Here is a 20,426-nt window from a genome sequence, read left to right as displayed (position 1 = left end):
TTTTAGATGTCCATTTTGATACAATATTCTATGTATCTGTACATCTTTCTATTTACTAAACCCTTAAAAAGCTCTACTTTAGCGGCAGATTTTAAAAAGAATGAAAAACATATCAACTCTATATATCATGAAACGACTTTTAGTAAGTATTGCTATCGTATTTATCTCCATACTGACCGTAGCGGGACAAAATCACTCTTTCAGCTTATCCGGCAAATGGAATTTCCGGATAGACCGGGAAGATACCGGCGTCAAGGAACAATGGTTCAAAAAATCCCTCGACGATTCTATCAACCTGCCCGGCTCCATGCCCGAAAAACTGAAAGGAGATGAAGTGACCGTCCGTACCCAATGGACCGGAAGCCTCTACGACAGTTCTTACTACTTCAACCCATATATGGAAAAATACAAGATAGAGGGACAAGTAAAGCTACCCTTCTTTCTGACTCCCGACAAACATTATGTAGGTGTGGCCTGGTATCAAAAGAAAGTGACAATTCCGGCTGACTGGAAAGGAGAAAGAATCACTCTTTTTCTGGAACGTCCGCACATCGAAACTACTGTATGGGTAAATCAGCAGGAGCTTGGTATGCAAAACAGTCTTTGTGTTCCCCATGTCTATGACCTGACTGCTGCAACCACCCCCGGAAAAACGTACCTGATTACCATCCGTATCGATAATAGAATCAAAGAAATCAACGTAGGTCCAGATTCTCACAGCATCACCGACCAGACACAAGGTAACTGGAACGGTATCGTCGGACGAATCGAATTACAAGCTACTCCTAAAGTCCATTTAGAAGATATTCAGGTATATCCCGATTTGAGCAATCAGAAAGCGCTGGTTCGCATGAATATACGGTCTGCTTCTTCCACCAAGGGAGAGATCACCCTTTCCGCTGCGAGCTTTAACACGGACATTCAGCACAAAGTGGCTCCCGTACATCAAAGTTTCAACATCCGTCCGGGAGATAATCCGGTGGAAATGGAACTTCCGATGGGAAAAGAGTTTCTGACGTGGGATGAATTCAGTCCGGCACTTTATAAACTGACGGCAAAATTAACCAACGGCAAGCAAACTGACACACAACAAGTACAGTTCGGTATGCGTGATTTCAAGATAGAAGGGAAATGGTTCTATGTAAATGGTCGCAAAACGATGCTTCGCGGTACGGTGGAAAACTGTGACTTCCCATTGACAGGCTATGCGCCGATGGATGTAGCTTCTTGGGAACGGGTGTTCCGCATTTGTCGTAACTATGGCCTGAATCACATGCGCTTCCACTCTTTCTGTCCGCCGGAAGCAGCTTTCATCGCTGCCGATCTGGTCGGTTTCTATCTGCAACCGGAAGGACCGAGCTGGCCGAACCACGGTCCGAGACTGGGTAACGGACAACCGATTGACAAATACCTGATGGACGAAACCATTGCACTGACCAAGGAATATGGGAATTACGCTTCTTACTGCATGCTGGCTTGCGGCAATGAACCTTCCGGTCGTTGGGTGGCATGGGTCAGCAAGTTCGTGGATTATTGGAAAGCAACCGATCCGCGTCGTGTATACACAGGAGCCTCCGTTGGAAACAGCTGGCAATGGCAACCTCACAATGAGTATCATGTGAAAGCCGGCGCACGCGGACTTAGTTGGGCAGGTGCGCAACCGGAAAGTGAATCGGATTATCGTGCAAGAATCGACACGGTGAAACAACCGTATGTATCACACGAAACAGGTCAATGGTGCGTATTCCCGAATTTCAATGAGATCCGTAAATATACCGGAGTCAACAAAGCGAAGAACTTTGAAATCTTCCGGGATATTCTGAACGATAACCACATGGGAAGCCAGAGTCACGACTTTATGATGGCTTCGGGCAAATTGCAGGCACTCTGCTACAAACATGAGATTGAAAAGACCTTGCGTACTCCGGACTATGCGGGATTCCAGTTGCTGGCTCTCAATGATTATTCCGGCCAGGGAACTGCATTAGTCGGTGTACTGGACGTGTTCTTTGAAGAAAAAGGATATATCAACGCAGAACAGTTCAGACGCTTTTGCAGTCCGACCGTACTTTTGGCACGTATTCCTAAATTTGTATATGCCAACAATGAAACATTCCATGCCGACATTGAAGTATCTCATTTCGGAGCTGCTCCCTTAGAAAGTGCAAAAACAGTATATACCATTAAGGATAAATTCGGAAAAGTATATGCTCATGGAACTGTCGGCACCCATCACATTCCCATCGGAAATCTTTATTCTCTGGGTAGTGTAGATATGACTCTGGAAGGAATCGATACACCGCAGAAACTAAATCTGGAAGTACGTATCGAAGGCTGTGATGCCGTAAACGACTGGGATTTCTGGGTATATCCGGCACAAGTGGAACTGGTACAAGGAACAGTATATACCACCGACACCTTGGACGCCAAGGCATTGGCTGTGTTACAAGACGGAGGAAATGTGCTGATTACGGCTGCCGGAAAGATACAATACGGCAAAGAAGTCAAACAATACTTCACTCCCGTATTCTGGAATACTTCCTGGTTCAAGATGCGTCCGCCGCACACAACCGGTATTTTCCTGAATGAATATCACCCTCTTTTCCGCGAATTCCCTACCGAATATCATAGTAACCTTCAATGGTGGGAACTGCTGAACAAAGCGCAGGTGATGCAATTCACCGACTTCCCGGCAACATTCCAACCAACGGTTCAAAGTATTGATACTTGGTTTATCAGCCGGAAAATCGGCATGTTGTTCGAAGCAAAGGTCTTGAACGGTAAATTGATGATGACCAGTATGGACATTACTTCCCAACCGGAAAAACGAATCGTTGCCCGCCAGATGCACAAAGCAATCCTGAATTATATGAATTCGGATGCTTTCCGTCCGGCAGACAAGATAGCTCCGGAGCTAATACAAGCATTATTCACCAAAGTGGCGGGAGATGTGAAATCTTATACCAAAGATTCTCCTGACGAGCTCAAACCGAAAATTAACTAAATGGGAATTATCAGGCACGAATTACACGGATTACGCTGTTGCTTTATAAAAGCGTAATTCTAAAAACCGTGAAATCCGTGTAATCCGTGCCTAAATTCCATAAACAATATACATTAAATATCATTTTACATGAAAACTACGATCATAGGCTTGCTACTCTTAGCTACGGCAAGTGTCAATGCACAGGAGAAAGCCCAAACATACCAGTTGGCAGATGCTCCCCGCTACAGTGAGGAGACGGGATATGGATATGATCTCGTCGCTACTCCCGAAAAAGGCAGCAAGGCACCCTTCTTCTTTTCTGTCCGCGTGCCGGACGGTAACTATCAAGTAACCGTTCGCCTGGGAAGCAAGAAACAGGCAGGGGTGACAACAGTAAGAGGCGAATCACGCCGACTGTTCATTGATAACCTCGCTACTAAAAAGGGACAATTCGTAGATGAAACATTTATCATCAACAAACGCAACCCCCGCATTTCCGAAAAAGAATCCGTACGTATCAAACCCCGCGAAAAAGCCAAACTGAACTGGGACGATAAACTGACGCTGGAATTTAACGGCGATGCACCCGTATGCCAGAGTATCAGCATCGAGCCTGCCGATCCGTCGGTGATTACCGTTTTTCTATGCGGTAACAGTACCGTAGTCGACCAGGACAACGAGCCATGGGCAAGCTGGGGACAAATGATACCTCATTTTTTCGGTACGGACGTTTGTATCGCCAATTATGCGGAATCGGGCGAATCAGCCAATACGTTTATTGCCGCAGGACGTTTGAAAAAAGCATTGAGCCAGATAAAGAAAGGAGATTATCTTTTCATGGAATTCGGGCATAACGACCAAAAGCAAAAAGGACCGGGCAAAGGAGCTTATTACTCTTTTATGACCAGCCTGAAAACATTTATTGATGAAGCTCGTGCACGGGGAGCATACCCCGTACTGGTCACTCCCACCCAACGCCGGAGTTTCGACGCAACCGGACATATCCGTGACACACACGAAGATTATCCGGAAGCCATGCGCTGGCTGGCAGCTAAAGAAAATGTTCCGTTGATCGACCTCAACGAGATGACCCGTACGCTTTATGAAGCTTTGGGAACAGAAACGTCGAAACGTGCTTTCGTACACTATCCGGCAGGCACTTATCCGGGACAGACCAAAGCTTTTGAGGATAACACCCACTTCAATCCATACGGAGCCTATCAAATAGCCCAATGTGTGATTGAAGGAATGAAGAAAGCCGTACCGGAACTGGCTAAACACCTGAAAATAGACCCGTCCTATAATCCGGCACAGCCGGACGATGTAAATGGTTTCCACTGGAACGAATCACCATTCACGGAAATTGAAAAACCGGACGGAAATTAAGAGATAAGTAGTAGGTATTAAGTATTAAGAATCAGGCATTAGATAAATATGAAAACCAAAAGCATCTTTCCCCTGTTCCTATTGGCAGGCACACTTTTGACAGCAGCTTGCGCCACCCCAACGGCTAAACAGGCAGGAAACAACAGCTTCGAATGGGGGCAAGTACCGCAACAACCGGATTTGTCATGGGCCGATAGTGTAGGCAGCCGGCAAATGCCCGGAAACCATGTAATTTTATCCGCTAATTCTTTTGGCGCAGTAGCAGACAGCACGGTGCTTAGCACGGAAGCTATCCAGAAAGCAATTGACAGTTGTGCCGTCATCGGTGGAGGAACGGTAGTTTTTCAGCCGGGATATTATCAGACTGGCGCACTGTTCATAAAAAGCGGTGTCAACCTGCAACTGGACAAAGGGGTGACTTTACTGGCCAGCCCTTACATTCATCATTATCCCGAATTCCGCTCACGGATTGCAGGAATCGAGATGACATGGCCCGCGGCAGTTATCAACATTGTCAATGAAAAGAACGCTTCCGTCAGCGGAGAAGGAACGCTGGACTGCCGGGGAAAAGTATTTTGGGATAAATATTGGGAAATGCGGAAAGAATACGAAGCAAAAGGATTGCGCTGGATTGTGGATTATGACTGCAAACGGGTACGGGGCATCCTCATAGAACGTAGCTCGGACATTACATTGAAAGGATTTACCCTGATGCGTACCGGTTTTTGGGGATGTCAGATTCTTTACTCCGATTATTGCACGATAGACGGATTGACCATCAACAACAATATAGGTGGACACGGTCCGAGCACGGACGGTATCGACATTGATTCTTCCTGCAATATCTTGGTCGAAAACTGCGATGTAGACTGTAACGATGATAATATCTGTATCAAATCGGGACGGGATGCAGACGGACTGCGGGTGAACCTTCCTACGGAAAATGTGGTCATACGCAATTGCATCGCCCGCAAAGGTGCCGGACTTATCACCTGCGGAAGCGAAACTTCCGGTAGCATACGGAATGTATTGGGATATAATCTGGAAGCAATCGGCACCTCCGCCGTGCTGCGGTTGAAAAGCGCCATGAACCGTGGAGGGACAATCGAAAACATTTATATGACCGAAGTAAAAGCGGAAAACGTCCGTCACGTGCTGGCGGCAGACTTGAACTGGAACCCCAGTTACAGTTACAGCACTTTACCCAAAGAGTATGAAGGGAAAGAAATCCCGGAACACTGGAGAATCATGCTGACTCCGGTAACGCCTCCCGAAAAAGGTTATCCGCGTTTCCGCAATGTCTACGTATCAAAGGTAAAAGCGGAAAATGTGGACGAATTTATCTCCGCTTCGGGATGGAATGACTCGTTACGTCTGGAAAATTTCTATCTTTATGCCATCGAAGCGCAGACCGACAAACCGGGCAAAATCTGCTATACGAAGAATTTCAACTTGTCTGAAATTACATTAAAGACAGAAGAAAAGAATGTCATTGAACTAAAAGAGAACGAACAAAGTAATATCAACTTCAACTATGTTAAGACATCTCCTGACCATCGTACTGCTGGGAATCTTGCTCATTGATGCGCAAGCACAAGCACTGACGCCACCTGCCGGCACTTTCCGGTTGGGCATATCAAAAGGAAATGAAAGCCACTGGCTAAAACCTAAAGAAAAGATACAGGGAGTATCCTTCCAATGGAAAGCACTGCCCGATAGTCGTGGATTTATTCTGGAAGTAGAAGTCGCCTCTGCTCCGGAAGCCGATGCCCTATTTTGGAGTTTCGGCGATTGCCAACCGGATTCGGACATCAATGTATTCAGCGTGGAGGGACAAGCCTTCACTTGCTACTACGGAGAAAGTATGCAATTACGGACGCTGCAGGCTGTCACTCCTACCGATGATATTCGCTTGAGTGACGGACATAAGGATGCAACTCCCCTGATGCTTTACGAATCAGGCAAACGAACCGACCGCCCTGTACTGGCCGGACGTTGCAGTCTCTCCCCGGCTTCTTCGCGAAACGAAGGAAGCAAGCCTTTCCGGCTTTACTTCTGTTTCTACGAACAGAATGAAAAAGCGGATTACAACTACTATATGTTACCGGATATTTTTGCCAAAATCGACAAAAAATGAAAAGGATCTATTTATTATTCAGTCTGTTAATAGGTTGCATCTATCTACATGCAGCCATTTATAATGTAATGGACTTCGGAGCCAAAGCGGATGGGAAAACGATTGATTCGCCTGCCATCAATCGTGCAATTGAAGCGGCCGCACAGGCCGGAGGAGGCACAGTATATCTACCTGCGGGAGAATATGCGTGTTATTCCATCCGGTTAAAAAGCAACATTCATATCTATTTGGAACAGGGCACCCGTATCATTGCCGCCTTTCCCGGAAAAGAGGAAGGATATGATACCGCCGAACCGAATGAACATAATAAGTATCAGGATTTCGGTCACAGCCATTGGAAAAACTCTTTAATTTGGGGAATCGGACTGGAGAATATTACGATCAGTGGTCCCGGCTTAATCTATGGCAAAGGCTTGACCCGTGAAGAGAGTCGCCTACCGGGGGTAGGCAATAAGGCTATCAGCCTGAAAGATTGCAGAAATGTGACCCTGAAAGATTTATCCATGCTGCATTGCGGGCATTTCGCCCTGTTGGCTACCGGAGTGGATCATCTGACGATTATGAATCTGAAAGTAGACACCAACCGGGATGGCTTTGATATTGATTGCTGCCGGAACGTACGTATCAGCCAATGCACGGTGAACTCCCCCTGGGATGATGCCATTGTATTGAAAGCCTCTTATGGATTAGGACGCTTCCAAGATACGGAAAATGTGACGATCAGTGATTGTTATGTCAGCGGCTTTGACAAAGGCAGTGTAATGGACGGCACTTGGCAGTTGGACGAACCGCAGGCTCCCGATCATGGTTTCCGTACGGGACGCATCAAACTCGGCACAGAAAGTAGTGGAGGTTTCCGCAATATTGCGATTACGAACTGTATCTTTGAACATTGCCGTGGATTGGCATTGGAAACGGTAGACGGAGGACATCTGGAAGATATTGTAATCAGTAATATTACAATGAGAAATATAGTCAACGCGCCTATTTTCCTTCGGTTGGGCGCACGTATGCGCAGTCCTGAAGGTACTCCTGTAGGCACCATGAAACGTATTCTTATCAGCGATATCAATGTATGGAATGCCGACAGCCGGTATGCTTCTATCATCAACGGAGTGCCGGGTGCATGTATTGAGGACGTAACTTTTCGGAATATTCACCTCTATTATAAAGGAGGATATAGCGAAGAGGATGGCAAACGTATTCCGCCCGAACAGGAGAAAGTATACCCCGAACCCTGGATGTTCGGCACTATTCCCGCCAAAGGGTTTTATATCCGCCACGCACGGAACATTACCTTCGACGGCATCCGCTTCCACTTTGAACAGCCGGACGGACGACCGCTTTTTGTAACTGATGACGCAGAAAATATAGAATACTATAACACACCGAAAGAATGATGAATAAAAGAGAATTGATAGTTCTTTGCCTGCTCGCCGCAGGTGGAGTAATACAAGCACAACAATGGCCGGACACTCCGGTGGAAGCACGTCCCGGCGCCAGATGGTGGTGGATGGGAAGTGCCGTAGACGAAAAGAATCTGACGTATAATCTGGAAGAATACGCACGTACCGGAATGGGAGCAGTAGAAATTACTCCTATCTATGGGGTGCAAGGCAATGACGCGAATGAAATTCAGTTCCTTTCTCCCCGCTGGATGGAAATGCTTAAGCATACACAAACGGAAGGAAAACGTACGGGTATTGAGATTGATATGAATACCGGAACCGGATGGCCTTTTGGCGGACCTGAAGTTAGTATAGAAGATGCGGCTACCAAGGCTATCTTCCAGACATACGAAATAGAGGGCGGCAAAGAGATTGAACAGGATATTAATGTGACCGATCCCAAGCAACAACCATTTTCTGTACTAAGCCGGGTGATGGCATATGATGAGAAAGGCAAATGTATCAACCTGACTGCTCACGTCAAAAAAGACAAACTGCAATGGAAAGCGCCTGCCGGCAAATGGAAAGTGATCGCTCTTTACATCGGAAAAACAAGGCAGAAAGTGAAACGGGCAGCTCCGGGAGGAGAAGGCTATGTGATGAATCATCTCTCAAAAAAGGCGGTAAAAAATTATCTTTCCCGCTTTGACCGTGCTTTCAAAAGTAGCAAGACAAGTTATCCACATACTTTCTTCAACGATTCATACGAAGTTTATCAAGCTGACTGGACGGATGATTTCCTGGAACAGTTCGCTCGTAGACGGGGGTATAAACTGGAAGAACATTTCCCCGAATTCCTGGATAAAAACCGTCCGGAAGTTAGCAGACGTATCGTGTCGGATTACCGGGAAACCATTTCCGACCTCTTATTGGAGAACTTCAGTCATCAATGGACAGACTGGGCACACAAAAACGGTAGTATCACCCGTAATCAGGCACATGGTTCGCCCGGTAATCTGATTGATATCTATGCTTCCGTGGATATTCCGGAATGTGAAGGTTTCGGACTGTCGCAGTTCCACATCGAAGGATTGCGTCAGGACTCATTGACCAAAAAGAATGATTCGGACCTGTCTATGCTGAAATATGCCTCCTCGGCAGCTCATATTGCAGGAAAAACGTATACTTCTTCCGAGACATTTACATGGCTGACGGAGCATTTCCGTACTTCCCTGTCGCAATGTAAACCGGATATGGATTTGATGTTTGTTTCCGGAGTCAATCACATGTTTTTCCACGGCACTCCGTATTCTCCGAAAGAAGCCGAATGGCCCGGATGGTTGTTCTACGCTTCTATCAATATGAGTCCGACAAACAGTATTTGGCGTGATGCCCCTTCGTTCTTCAACTATATCACCCGTTGCCAGAGCTTTCTGCAAATGGGACGGCCGGATAATGATTTCCTGATTTATCTTCCGGTATATGATATGTGGAATGAGCAACCGGGACGATTGTTATTATTCACGATACACCACATGGATAAACTGGCTCCTAAGTTTATCGACGCTATCCATCGCATCAACAACAGCGGGTATGACGGGGATTATATTTCCGATAACTTTATTCGCAGTACACGTTTCAAAGACGGACAGTTGGTTACTTCAGGCGGAACGGGCTACAAAGCATTGGTAGTGCCTGCTGCACACCTAATGCCGAGTGATGTATTGGCACATCTTTATGAACTGGCCAAACAGGGAGCTACTATCGTATTCCTCGAAAATTATCCGACAGATGTACCGGGATACGGTCAGTTGGAACAAAAACGCCAAAGTTACCAGCGTACGCTCCGGCAACTTCCGGCTGTTTCTTTCTCGGAAACAACCGTTACTCCAATCGGAAAGGGGAAGATTATCACAGGAACGGATTATGCACGCACATTGGCCAGCTGCAATATTTCTCCCGAAGAAATGAAAACCAAATTCGGACTACAAGCGATCCGAAGAGTGAATGATACGGGACACCACTATTTCATCTCTTCCTTGCAAAATAAAGGAGTGGACGGTTGGATCACATTGGGAACGAATGCAGCCGCAGCCGCTCTCTTCAATCCCATGACCGGAGAATGTGGTGAAGCTAAGGTAAGACAGGCAAACGGAAAAACACAAGTCTATCTGCAATTAAAATCCGGTGAATCGTTCATTCTGCAAACATATCAACAACCTTTGCAGGCATCCAAACCGTGGAAGTATGTCAAAGAGCAACCTTTCAGTCTTCGTCTGGATCATGGTTGGAAGTTACACTTCGCCGAAAGCAAACCGGAAATTCAAGGAACATTTGATATAGATCGCCCCTGTTCATGGACCCATATCGATCATCCGGCAGCCCAAACGAACATGGGAACCGGTGTTTATTCCTTAGACATCGAATTGCCGACTTTGCAGGCCGACGACTGGATTCTTGATTTGGGAGATGTACGCGAAAGTGCCCGTGTCCGCATCAACGGACAGGAAGCGGGATGCGCATGGGCAGTGCCTTATCAACTAAAGGTGGGCCAGTTCTTAAAACCCGGAAAAAACCACATCGAGATAGAAGTCACGAATCTCCCTGCGAATCGAATTACAGAATTAGACAGGCAGGGAGTGCAGTGGCGCAAATTCAAAGAAATCAATATTGTTGATTTGAACTATCGTCCGGCCAATTATGGACATTGGAGTCCATTACCCTCCGGCTTGAATAGTGAGGTACGGCTGATTCCGGTAAATGTGATGCCATAGTTGAGGCATTGTCATATCATCATACTGCAACAAACTAGTTTTTCAATCTTGTACTTAAGACTTTTCAGTGCAAAGATTAAGGGTTTTCAGTGCAGAGATTAGTTTTTTTATGCAGCCGGTAAGTCGTCCCGTTACAATGGGACAATAGGCACATTGCAAAGTGACCAATATCACCTTATAAGATGATATTGGTCACTTTGTAATATGATTACCTGTCTTTGGGAAGATGAGAAGCACTAAAGATACAAAATTAAATAGTAAAAAGCAAGAGTGAGACAGGAAATATAGCTTCATCCCCTGAACGGATTGATTTTATTTCCGAACCGGGTAATGGACTTAAAAGACTATTTTAAATCCATTACAGCCTGCTCCAACTGTTTCAATGCTTTTTCCAGCGTAGCACGTGGACAAGCAACGTTCAACCGCATAAATCCCTCGCCTTCCTTACCGAATGTTGTTCCATCATTCAGCGCCAGATGAGCATCTTCTACAAAAAGACGGTTCAGTTCTTCCTGATTGAGTCCCAATGCGCGGCAATCCAGAAAGATCAAGTAAGAGGCTTGCGGACGGATCATCTTGATAGCAGGAATATGTTCTTTCAAATACGTTTCAGTGAAATCCACATTTCCTTTAATATATGCTACCACTTGGTCCAGCCATTCTGTACCATGACTGTAAGCAGCTGCTACACTTAAATAAGCAAAGAGATGTCCTTCGCTAAACTCGCTTGCTTCCATATATGTCTGGAAACGGTGACGAAGTTCGTCATTCTCAATAATTGCATAAGAACTAGCCAATCCCGGCATGTTGAATGCCTTGCTGGGAGACATAAAGACAAGAGAGTTCATCCGTGCCTTCTCTGAAATCAAAGCAAAGGTAGGATGTTTGTATGGAGGCAGGGTTAAGTCAGCATGAATCTCGTCAGAGATAACCAATGTGCCGCTTTCATAGCAGATGTCGGCTATCTGAGACAGTTCCTCTTTGGTCCATACACGTCCACCCGGGTTATGAGGGTTGCTTAGAATAAGCAATTTGCATCCTTGAATATCTTGACGGAAGCGGTTGAAATCAATATAATATTGTTCATCTTTCAGGACTAACGGGCTGAATACCACTTCACGTTCATTCTTTTGAGTGACTAAAAAGAAAGGATGATAAACAGGGGGCATTACCATTATCTTATCTCCTTTTTGCGTAAAGCAGTGGATCACAAAAGCCAAGCCGCGAACAATACCGGGAGTGAAAGTCAACATCTCTTCACGAATCACCCAACCATGGCGCTCCTTCACCCAGTTAATAATAGACTCCGACCATTCTTTGCAAGCAAATGTATATCCGAGTACTTCATGCTCCAGGCGTTTTTTCAAAGCCTCTATGACAAAAGGAGCTGTGCGGAAATCCATATCAGCTACCCACATTGGAATCAGGTCATTGCGTCCCCAACGATTCTCTACTGCATCCCATTTTACGGAATCTGTACCATGACGGTTTATTATTTCATCAAAATTATAGTTCATACTGCATAATATTGTTAGGTTATGTGTATAATAAACAGTTAGCAAAGATAGTTGTTTTCGTGGTATTACCGAAAGGCAGCCTCTAATTTTGTATGCTCTATCAAAACATAGAGGGCCGGAGCAATACAGCATCCGACCCTCATATTCATACCCTGAAAAAAAAACTAAGAACCTATTTGTCTTTATTATTCATTCCAACGATGCACTATAAATCCACGCTTACCATCTTCTGTTTTTAAAGAGATGAAATAGATATGCGGATGGCTCGTCGGACCTGTACCGATACGTTTTTCCAAAATAAACTCGGTCAGTTTAACGGCAGAGGCTGCTTTGTCTGTATACGAAGTCTTAGTGTCATTGATAGTCGTTTCAAACTTCGGATTACGGTTGGCAGCATTCACACTATTTAAATTGTTTGCCCAACCACCGTTAAAGTAGACATAATATGTATCTTTCACTTCACCGTTTTGTTGATACCAGTACATATCTTTTGGCGTTGCATAAGATCCGGTACTGGAAACTCCTACCGTGTTAATATCGGCACGATAACCATCCCAATAAATACGTGGCGTCGGGTCGTCAAGATTGAGCGGTACCCATAAATCTATGGAACGGCTTTCCTTTTCCTGGTCGGTCACAGTAATAGTTGTACCACCGTCACCTACCACAGTAACAGTTACTGTAGTGCCGGAGATTGCCACAGTAGCTACCCCTTCATTCAGAGATTTAACGGTATAACCGCCATTACCGGTCAGTATTTTCATTTCACGAAGAATAACGCCGTCATTATCCAGACGCAATACTTCCACTCCCTCCGGGAGCGATTCGAGTGTCAGTTCCTGAAGTTTACGTACTTCAACCGTCATGAGAGCACGATTGTAGCTATCATCCGAAAAGCGAACGATGGTGCTACCTATGTCACCGCCTGTCAACAGTATTTCGTTGCCAACCACCTCGGCAGTCACCACATCCTCATTATCACTCTCTACACGATAATTCACACCGTCCAAACCAATACCGATATGCAGGACTTCTCCCTCAACGAGCACCGGATTGTGCGTAGTAAGCGGAACATTGACATAAGGGTAATACACATCTTTGTCATTTTCACATCCCGTCATCAAGCAGAGAAGAGCTAGAAAAGGGATAAAGGATAAATATTTTATTTGTTTCATTGATTCAAGATTTTTAAAGCCCGATTAAATCTCCCCAAGGGAATATCCGGACAGACTGTTAGTTTTATCAAGTTCTGCAATATCCCGTCTTATTAAAACAGAAAGAAGCATAATTGCCATCCCATTAATAATTAGGATTCTGATTTATCGGCCTGCTGCAACGAGGCACCTTACTGCCTACTTTTGTAGATTACGAATGGTTTGGCAATATCAAAATTAACCATGACGAACTTTTCATCCGGATCATCGAGAAACTGCTTCCTATCGTAGAAGCGAATAATGAACCCAGAAAGGTTATCGTATTGTCCGACGTGCTTTTCTCGTTTGACGGAATGAGCGAAACGGCATTGACTTTCAAAATAAAAGCACTCAAGAAACTTGGACAAAAAGCGTATGCACAAAGTGTTTATGACCGTTTCCAAAAGGAGTACCAGCAACTCTATGGAGAGAAGTATAAGGAGAATTCGTTAGAAGAATAAAGACTTGATGCCATGCTTGGGAAACTTTTTTAGTCAAAAGAATAAAGGAACCTATTATAATTAATCATTTTATTAGGCACTTTTAAATAATTGTGTTCCTATCGATAAGAGTAGAGATTTAAAAAAAGCATAAGAGAAATCTCCTAATTGCTATTTACATAGAAAAATAGTACTTTTGTACTCCATTCAAAAAAGAATTTATGACGAAAGCATTATTTTTTGATATAGACGGAACATTGGTCAGTTTTGAAACTCACCGCATCCCGTCGTCTACCATTGAGGCACTGGAAGCCGCCCGTGCAAAAGGACTGAAGATATTTATCGCTACGGGACGTCCGAAAGCCATTATCAACAACCTCTCCGAATTGCAAGACCGGAATCTGATTGATGGATATATCACCATGAACGGGGCTTACTGCTTTGTCGGGGAACAGGTAATCTATAAAAGTGCCATCCCCCAGGACGAAGTAAAAGCGATGGGAGATTTCTGCGAGAAAAAAGGCGTTCCCTGTATCTTTGTAGAGGAACACAACATTTCCGTTTGCCAGCCCAATGACATGGTGAAAAAGATATTCTATGATTTCCTGCACGTGAATGTGATTCCGACTGTATCTTTCGAGGAGGCAACCAGTAAGGAAGTCATCCAAATGACACCCTTTATCACGGAAGAGGAAGAAAAAGAAATCCGTCCGTCTATTCCTACCTGCGAGATAGGCCGATGGTATCCTGCATTTGCCGATGTGACCGCCAAAGGAGACACCAAGCAAAAGGGCATTGATGAAATAATCCGCTATTTTGATATTAAACTCGAAGATACCATGGCTTTCGGAGACGGAGGAAATGACATCAGCATGCTCCGCCATGCAGCCATCGGAGTAGCCATGGGACAAGCCAAAGAGGATGTGAAAGCCGCTGCCGATTATGTGACAGCTCCCATCGACGAGGATGGCATCAGCAAGGCAATGAAGCATTTTGGTATTATCTGATTATGAGCGTAGACACCAATAACGCAGCGTTTCAGGACGCCCTGAACCTGATTCAATATACGCGTCAATCGGTTTTCCTGACCGGGAAAGCGGGTACAGGGAAATCTACATTCCTGCGTTACGTCTGCGAAAATACCAAAAAGAAACACGTTGTACTCGCCCCGACAGGCATCGCTGCTATCAATGCCGGAGGAAGTACGATGCATAGTTTCTTCAAACTCCCTTTCTATCCGCTGCTGCCGGATGACCCGAACTTGAGTCTCCAGCGTGGTCGTATCCATGAATTTTTCAAATACACCAAGCCTCACCGGAAGCTGTTGGAACAAATAGAACTGGTCATCATCGACGAGATTTCAATGGTAAGGGCGGATATCATTGATGCCATCGACCGAATCCTACGTGTATACTCTCACAATCTGCGTGAACCTTTCGGAGGAAAACAACTGTTATTGGTAGGCGACGTATTCCAACTGGAGCCCGTCGTAAAAAACGACGAACGGGAAATATTGAACCGCTTCTATCCTACACCCTATTTTTTCTCTGCCAGAGTATTCGGCCAGATAGACCTGGTATCCATCGAACTTCAAAAGGTATACCGCCAAACAGACCCCGTTTTTGTCGGCGTCCTCGACCATATCCGGAACAATACAGCCGGAGCGGCTGATCTGCAACTACTGAACACCCGTTATGGAAGCCAGATAGAAGAATCGGAAGCTGATATGTATATCACTCTGGCCACCCGTAGAGACACGGTAGACTCTATCAACGAAAAGAAACTGGCGGAACTTCCCGGAGACCCAATTACTTTTGAAGGAGTCATCGAAGGAGATTTCCCCGAAAGCAGTCTACCCACCTCACAAGAGCTCGTACTGAAACCCGGTGCACAAATCATCTTTATTAAAAATGATTTCGACCGCAGGTGGGTAAACGGTACCATTGGTGTCATTGCCGGAATTGATGAGGAAGAAGAAACCATCTACGTTATCACCGACAATGGAAAAGAATGTGACGTAAAGCGTGAATCATGGCGCAATATCCGTTATCGCTACAACGAAAAGACAAAAGAAATAGAAGAAGAAGTCTTAGGTAGCTTCACACAATATCCCATTCGGTTAGCTTGGGCCATCACTGTCCATAAGAGTCAGGGACTGACTTTCAGCCGTGTAGTCATCGACTTCACAGGTGGTGTATTTGCAGGTGGACAAGCATACGTGGCACTAAGCCGCTGTACCTCACTGGACGGTATTCAGCTCAAAAAGCCTATTAACCGTGCTGACGTCTTCGTCCGCCCCGAAATCGTAAACTTTGCCGGACGTTTCAACGACCGGCAGGCTATCGACAAAGCTCTGAAACAAGCGCAGGCCGACGTGCAATACGCTGCTGCTTCACGCGCTTTCGACAAAGGAGACATGGAGGAATGTCTGGAACAGTTTTTCCGCGCCATTCATTCCCGCTATGATATTGAGAAACCTGTTCCCCGCCGTTTTATCCGACGTAAACTCGGTGTCATAAACACCTTGAAAGAGCAGAATAAGAAACTCAAAGAGCAAATGCGCGAACAGCAGGAACGCCTCCGCCAATATGCTCACGAATATCTATTAATGGGTAACGAATGTATCACCCAGGCACACGACTCACGTGCCGCCCTCGCCAACTACGACAAGGCACTTAGTCTCGACCCTAATTATGTGGATGCCTGGATACGCAAAGGAATCACTCTCTTCAACAACAAAGAGTATTTCGATGCTGAAAACTGCTTCAACATTGCAGTCACCCTCTATCCGGCAAACTTTAAAGCTGTCTATAACCGCGGAAAGCTCCGGCTAAAAACAGAAAACACAGAAGGTGCCATTGCCGACCTGGACAAGGCCACCAGCCTGAAACCGGAACATGCCGGTGCACACGAACTCTTCGGAGACGCTCTGTTGAAAGTCGGGAAAGAAGGAGAAGCCGCCTTACAATGGAGAATTGCAGAAGAACTTAGAAAGAAAAAATAGCCTATTCTTCCCGACCTCCGCACCTATCCATCTTTGTCATCTACACACTTACATAAAAATCATCCTACACACAATATCTCCATCAAACAGTGCCCCCGCATGGCCTCCCGGCCTCGTTTTTCCGACGTCAAGCGCAGGTGGTTTCTCCGGCGTTAAAAAGGGCAAACTGTTTGAGCGTAGCGAGTTTCTGCCCTTTAGCCGGAGGAAACACCGGAGTAGTCGGAAAAACGTAGCCTTGATTCTTTCTTTTTGGTTCCTTTTCTTTCGTATCAAGACGAAAGAAAAGGAACTGATTCTCCCTCTATATCAAAAACTTTTATTAGTTTTGCTCTTTGTAATATCTCAAACTCTTAAAATAGAAGCAAATGAAAAAAGGTTTGAAAATCGCAGCTATCACAGTAGGAGTCATCATCATTCTGATGTTCCTTCTTCCTTTCGCCTTCCAGGGAAAGATAGCCGACATTGTAAAAACAGAAGGCAACAAGATGCTTAATGCACAATTTGACTTTAAGAACCTTAACATTAGCCTGTTCCGTAACTTTCCACAGGCTTCTGTCACTCTCGAGGATTTCTGGTTAAAAGGTACTGGTGAATTTGCCAACGACACCCTTGTACAGGCCGGAGAAGTTACTGCCGCAGTCAACTTATTCTCTCTTTTCGGAGATAGCGGTTACGATATTTCTAAAATATTCATTGAAGATACACGGTTACATGCCATTGTATTGCCGGACGGACGTGCCAACTGGGATATTATGAAACCGGATACAACAGCAACAGCCGAAGCTCCTGTTTCAGAAGAAGAAGCATCTTCTCCTTTCAAAGTGAAGCTACAACGCTTTGTTATCAAAAACATGAACCTGATTTATGACGATCAACAAGGAAAGATGTATGCTGATATCCGCGACTTTAACGCAGTCTGCGCCGGAGACTTAGGAAGTGACCGCACTACTCTGAAGTTGGAAGCGGAAACCAAATCACTTACTTACAAGATGAATGGAATCCCTTTCCTGGCCAATGCCAATATCTCCGCAACAATGGATGTGGATGCCGACCTTGCCAATAACAAATACACATTAAAAGACAACACCATCCGCCTCAACGCCATTCAGGCAGGTATCGACGGTTGGGTAGCCTTGAAAGATCCGGCTATCGACATAGACTTGAAACTTAACACGAACGATATCGGGTTTAAGGAAATCTTGTCACTGATTCCAGCCATTTATGCAACGGAATTCTCCAGTCTGAAAACAGACGGAACCGCTACGCTTACTGCAACGGCCAAAGGTATCTTGCAAGGCGACACCGTTCCTGCATTCAACATTGATATGCAAGTCAAGAATGCCATGTTCCGCTATCCGGCTTTACCGGCAGGAGTGGATCAAATCAATATCAGTGCCAACGTCCAGAACCCGGGAGGAAATATCGACCTGACGACGGTCAATATCAATCCTTTCAGTTTCCGTCTTGCCGGAAATCCGTTTAGCCTGACGGCTAATGTAAAAACACCGATCAGCGATCCGGACTTTAAAGCTGAAGCTAAAGGGATTCTCAATTTAGGTATGATAAAACAAGTCTATCCACTTGGAGATATGGAGTTGAACGGTACCATTGACGCCGATATGCAAATGTCAGGACGCCTTTCCTATATCGAAAAAGAGGAATACGAACGTATGCAAGCTTCAGGTACTATCGGACTGACGGGTATGAAACTCAAAATGAAAGATATGCCGGACGTAGAAATCAAGAAGTCTCTCTTCACTTTCACCCCGAAATACCTCCAGTTGAGCGAGACAACCGTCAACATCGGAAAGAATGATATCACAGCCGACAGTCGGTTTGAAAACTATATCGGTTACGCATTGAAAGGTACTACATTGAAAGGAAACCTGAATATTCGTTCCAACTATTTCAATCTGAACGACTTCATGGCTGCTTCTGCGGATGAAGCGACTGCATCAGAAACTGCGTCTACCGACTCCGTAGCTACAGCTGCCACGGGTATTATGGAAGTTCCCCGCAACATCGACTTCCAAATGGACGCTAACCTGAAACAGGTGTTATTCGATAAGATGTCTTTCAATAATATGAACGGCAAGCTTGTGGTAAAAGATGGCAAAGTGGATATGAAAAACCTCTCCATGAATACCATGGGTGGCAACGTGGTCATGAACGGCTACTACTCCACTGCCAACGTAAAGAAGCCGGAAATGAAAGCCGGATTCAAACTCTCCAATATCGGTTTCGCACAAGCTTACAAAGAATTGGACATGGTGCAGAAGATGGCTCCTATCTTCGAAAACCTGAAAGGTAATTTCTCCGGAAGTATTAATGTACTGACAGATTTGGATGCAACCATGAGCCCTGTACTGAATACAATGCAAGGTGATGGTAGCCTTTCCACCCGTGATCTTAGTTTAAGCGGAGTGAAAGCAATCGACGAAATAGCCGATGCCGTTAAACAGCCAAGTCTGAAAGACATGAAGGTGAAAGATATGACACTGGATTTCACCATCAAAGACGGACGCGTAGAAACCAAACCGTTCGATATCAAGATGGGAGACTACACATTGAATCTTTCCGGTAGCACAGGCCTCGATCAAACCATCGACTACTCCGGAAAAGTGAAGTTGCCGGCATCTGTAGGCAATATCTCTAAACTAATGACTCTTGACTTGAAGATCGGAGGTTCATTTACCTCTCCGAAAGTCAGCGTCGATACTAAAAGCATGGCCAATCAAGCTGTCGAGGCTGTAGCCGATGAAGCTATCAGCAAACTCGGACAGAAACTGGGACTGGACTCTGCCGCTACCGCCAATAAGGATTCAATCAAACAAAAGGTGACAGAGAAAGCAGCAGAAAAGGCACTGGATTTCTTAAAAAAGAAACTCAAATAAGAGAGAAGGAGAATGAATTATGCTTCTGAAGCTATATGACAAAAATAATAACCCGCAGGATTTACAACGAATCATCGACATCCTGAATGACGGCGGACTGATTATCTATCCCACTGATACGATGTACGCCATCGGCTGTCATGGTTTGAAGGAACGTGCTATAGAACGGATATGCCGGATCAAAGAGATAGACCCTAGAAAGAACAATCTGTCTATCATCTGTTATGACTTGAGTAGCATCAGCGAATATGCGAAAGTAGACAATAATATATTCAAGCTGATGAAGCATAATCTTCCAGGGCCATTCACCTTTATTTTGAACGGAACCAACCGGTTACCCAAAATCTTCCGCAACCGGAAAGAAGTGGGTATCCGTATGCCGGATAATAATATAATCCGCGAAATCGCACGCCTGCTGGATGCTCCCATTATGACGACCACTCTGCCCTACGAAGAGCATGAGGACTTGGAATATATGACAGATCCCGAACTGATAGATGAGAAGTTCGGTGACATTGTCGATCTGGTCATTGACGGAGGTATCGGAGGTATAGAACCTTCCACTGTAGTGAAATGTACCGACGACGAACTGGAAATCATCCGGCAAGGGAAAGGCTGGCTGGAAGAGGTATAAAAGCCGAAAAATGAATCGAACTGGTATGCTATATGATAGGAACGTGAATAAATAAGTTTTATTATTAGTAGCA

The 20,426-nt window shown here is 45.2% G+C and carries 13 protein-coding genes; 11 read left to right on the top strand and 2 right to left on the bottom strand.

The genetic code is table 11. From position 1 onward, the window contains the following. Positions 1-127: 127 nt before the first annotated feature. The 6 genes from HMPREF9010_RS05015 (at position 128) to HMPREF9010_RS05040 (ending at position 10,671) form a co-directional block, all read left to right on the top strand. Positions 128-3,004, top strand: a complete 2,877-nt coding sequence (locus tag HMPREF9010_RS05015; protein ID WP_032847388.1) for a sugar-binding domain-containing protein — start codon at positions 128-130, stop codon at positions 3,002-3,004. A gap of 129 nt (positions 3,005-3,133) precedes the next feature. Then, on the top strand, positions 3,134-4,372 hold the full coding sequence (locus HMPREF9010_RS05020) for a rhamnogalacturonan acetylesterase (RefSeq protein ID WP_004305254.1): 1,239 nt from the start codon (positions 3,134-3,136) through the stop codon (positions 4,370-4,372). Between the two features lie 48 nt (positions 4,373-4,420). After that, entirely contained in the window at positions 4,421-5,956 is a 1,536-nt protein-coding gene (locus HMPREF9010_RS05025) for a glycoside hydrolase family 28 protein (protein WP_004309134.1), read from the top strand. Then, positions 5,907-6,509: a DUF4450 domain-containing protein gene (locus HMPREF9010_RS05030; protein WP_004309133.1), complete on the top strand. Its 603-nt coding sequence runs from the start codon at positions 5,907-5,909 to the stop codon at positions 6,507-6,509. Before HMPREF9010_RS05025 ends, HMPREF9010_RS05030 begins: the two co-directional genes overlap by 50 nt. Further along, positions 6,506-7,909 (top strand): glycoside hydrolase family 28 protein, encoded by a 1,404-nt coding sequence (locus tag HMPREF9010_RS05035; protein WP_004309132.1) that lies wholly within the window; start codon positions 6,506-6,508, stop codon positions 7,907-7,909. The genes HMPREF9010_RS05030 and HMPREF9010_RS05035 overlap by 4 nt, the downstream gene beginning before the upstream one ends. Next, positions 7,906-10,671, top strand: a complete 2,766-nt coding sequence (locus HMPREF9010_RS05040; protein WP_008650738.1) for a glycosyl hydrolase — start codon at positions 7,906-7,908, stop codon at positions 10,669-10,671. Before HMPREF9010_RS05035 ends, HMPREF9010_RS05040 begins: the two co-directional genes overlap by 4 nt. A 344-nt stretch (positions 10,672-11,015) precedes the next feature. On the opposite strand, the gene HMPREF9010_RS05045 is transcribed toward HMPREF9010_RS05040, so the two are convergent. After that, entirely contained in the window at positions 11,016-12,188 is a 1,173-nt protein-coding gene (locus HMPREF9010_RS05045; protein WP_004309438.1) for a MalY/PatB family protein, read from the bottom strand. A 185-nt stretch (positions 12,189-12,373) separates the two neighbouring features. After that, positions 12,374-13,363 (bottom strand): hypothetical protein, encoded by a 990-nt coding sequence (locus HMPREF9010_RS05050; protein ID WP_008650736.1) that lies wholly within the window; start codon positions 13,361-13,363, stop codon positions 12,374-12,376. Positions 13,364-13,695: 332 nt separating this feature from the next. On the opposite strand from HMPREF9010_RS05050, the gene HMPREF9010_RS26215 reads away from it, so the two are divergent. The 5 genes from HMPREF9010_RS26215 to HMPREF9010_RS05070 all read left to right on the top strand — a co-directional run bounded on the left by HMPREF9010_RS26215 (position 13,696) and on the right by HMPREF9010_RS05070 (position 20,353). Further along, on the top strand, positions 13,696-13,842 hold the full coding sequence (locus tag HMPREF9010_RS26215) for a hypothetical protein (RefSeq protein WP_004301546.1): 147 nt from the start codon (positions 13,696-13,698) through the stop codon (positions 13,840-13,842). 200 nt (positions 13,843-14,042) lie between these two features. Next, positions 14,043-14,828 carry a Cof-type HAD-IIB family hydrolase gene (locus HMPREF9010_RS05055; protein ID WP_004301545.1) on the top strand — a complete coding sequence of 262 codons (786 nt, stop codon included), beginning with the start codon at positions 14,043-14,045 and terminating at the stop codon, positions 14,826-14,828. Positions 14,829-14,830: 2 nt separating this feature from the next. Then, a complete protein-coding gene (locus HMPREF9010_RS05060) occupies positions 14,831-16,825 on the top strand; it encodes a tetratricopeptide repeat protein (protein WP_004309435.1) in 1,995 nt (664 codons plus the stop codon). Between the two features lie 365 nt (positions 16,826-17,190). Continuing rightward, on the top strand, positions 17,191-19,719 hold the full coding sequence (locus HMPREF9010_RS05065) for an AsmA-like C-terminal region-containing protein (RefSeq protein WP_004309434.1): 2,529 nt from the start codon (positions 17,191-17,193) through the stop codon (positions 19,717-19,719). 19 nt (positions 19,720-19,738) lie between these two features. Beyond that, the gene (locus HMPREF9010_RS05070; RefSeq protein WP_004301542.1) at positions 19,739-20,353 is read left to right on the top strand and encodes an L-threonylcarbamoyladenylate synthase; all 615 of its coding nucleotides are present in this window, start codon (positions 19,739-19,741) and stop codon (positions 20,351-20,353) included. Positions 20,354-20,426 lie beyond the last annotated feature (73 nt).

The sequence above is a fragment of the Bacteroides sp. 3_1_23 genome (assembly GCF_000162555.1).
In the GTDB taxonomy this organism is placed as follows: Bacteria; Bacteroidota; Bacteroidia; order Bacteroidales; family Bacteroidaceae; genus Bacteroides; species Bacteroides ovatus.
Note: the sequence above shows the minus strand (reverse complement) of the source record. Positions and strands in the feature narration are given on the sequence as shown.

Bases quoted from the DNA above. Each gene is read 5' to 3' on its own strand.
- HMPREF9010_RS26215 (WP_004301546.1), top strand. From the start codon at position 13,696: ATGAGCGAAACGGCATTGACTTTCAAAATAAAAGCACTCAAGAAACTT.
- HMPREF9010_RS05035 (WP_004309132.1), top strand. From the start codon at position 6,506: ATGAAAAGGATCTATTTATTATTCAGTCTGTTAATAGGTTGCATCTAT.
- HMPREF9010_RS05040 (WP_008650738.1), top strand. From the start codon at position 7,906: ATGATGAATAAAAGAGAATTGATAGTTCTTTGCCTGCTCGCCGCAGGT.
- HMPREF9010_RS05015 (WP_032847388.1), top strand. From the start codon at position 128: ATGAAACGACTTTTAGTAAGTATTGCTATCGTATTTATCTCCATACTG.
- HMPREF9010_RS05050 (WP_008650736.1), bottom strand. From the start codon at position 13,363: ATGAAACAAATAAAATATTTATCCTTTATCCCTTTTCTAGCTCTTCTC.
- HMPREF9010_RS05065 (WP_004309434.1), top strand. From the start codon at position 17,191: ATGAAAAAAGGTTTGAAAATCGCAGCTATCACAGTAGGAGTCATCATC.
- HMPREF9010_RS05025 (WP_004309134.1), top strand. From the start codon at position 4,421: ATGAAAACCAAAAGCATCTTTCCCCTGTTCCTATTGGCAGGCACACTT.
- HMPREF9010_RS05045 (WP_004309438.1), bottom strand. From the start codon at position 12,188: ATGAACTATAATTTTGATGAAATAATAAACCGTCATGGTACAGATTCC.
- HMPREF9010_RS05060 (WP_004309435.1), top strand. From the start codon at position 14,831: ATGAGCGTAGACACCAATAACGCAGCGTTTCAGGACGCCCTGAACCTG.
- HMPREF9010_RS05020 (WP_004305254.1), top strand. From the start codon at position 3,134: ATGAAAACTACGATCATAGGCTTGCTACTCTTAGCTACGGCAAGTGTC.
- HMPREF9010_RS05030 (WP_004309133.1), top strand. From the start codon at position 5,907: ATGTTAAGACATCTCCTGACCATCGTACTGCTGGGAATCTTGCTCATT.
- HMPREF9010_RS05055 (WP_004301545.1), top strand. From the start codon at position 14,043: ATGACGAAAGCATTATTTTTTGATATAGACGGAACATTGGTCAGTTTT.
- HMPREF9010_RS05070 (WP_004301542.1), top strand. From the start codon at position 19,739: ATGCTTCTGAAGCTATATGACAAAAATAATAACCCGCAGGATTTACAA.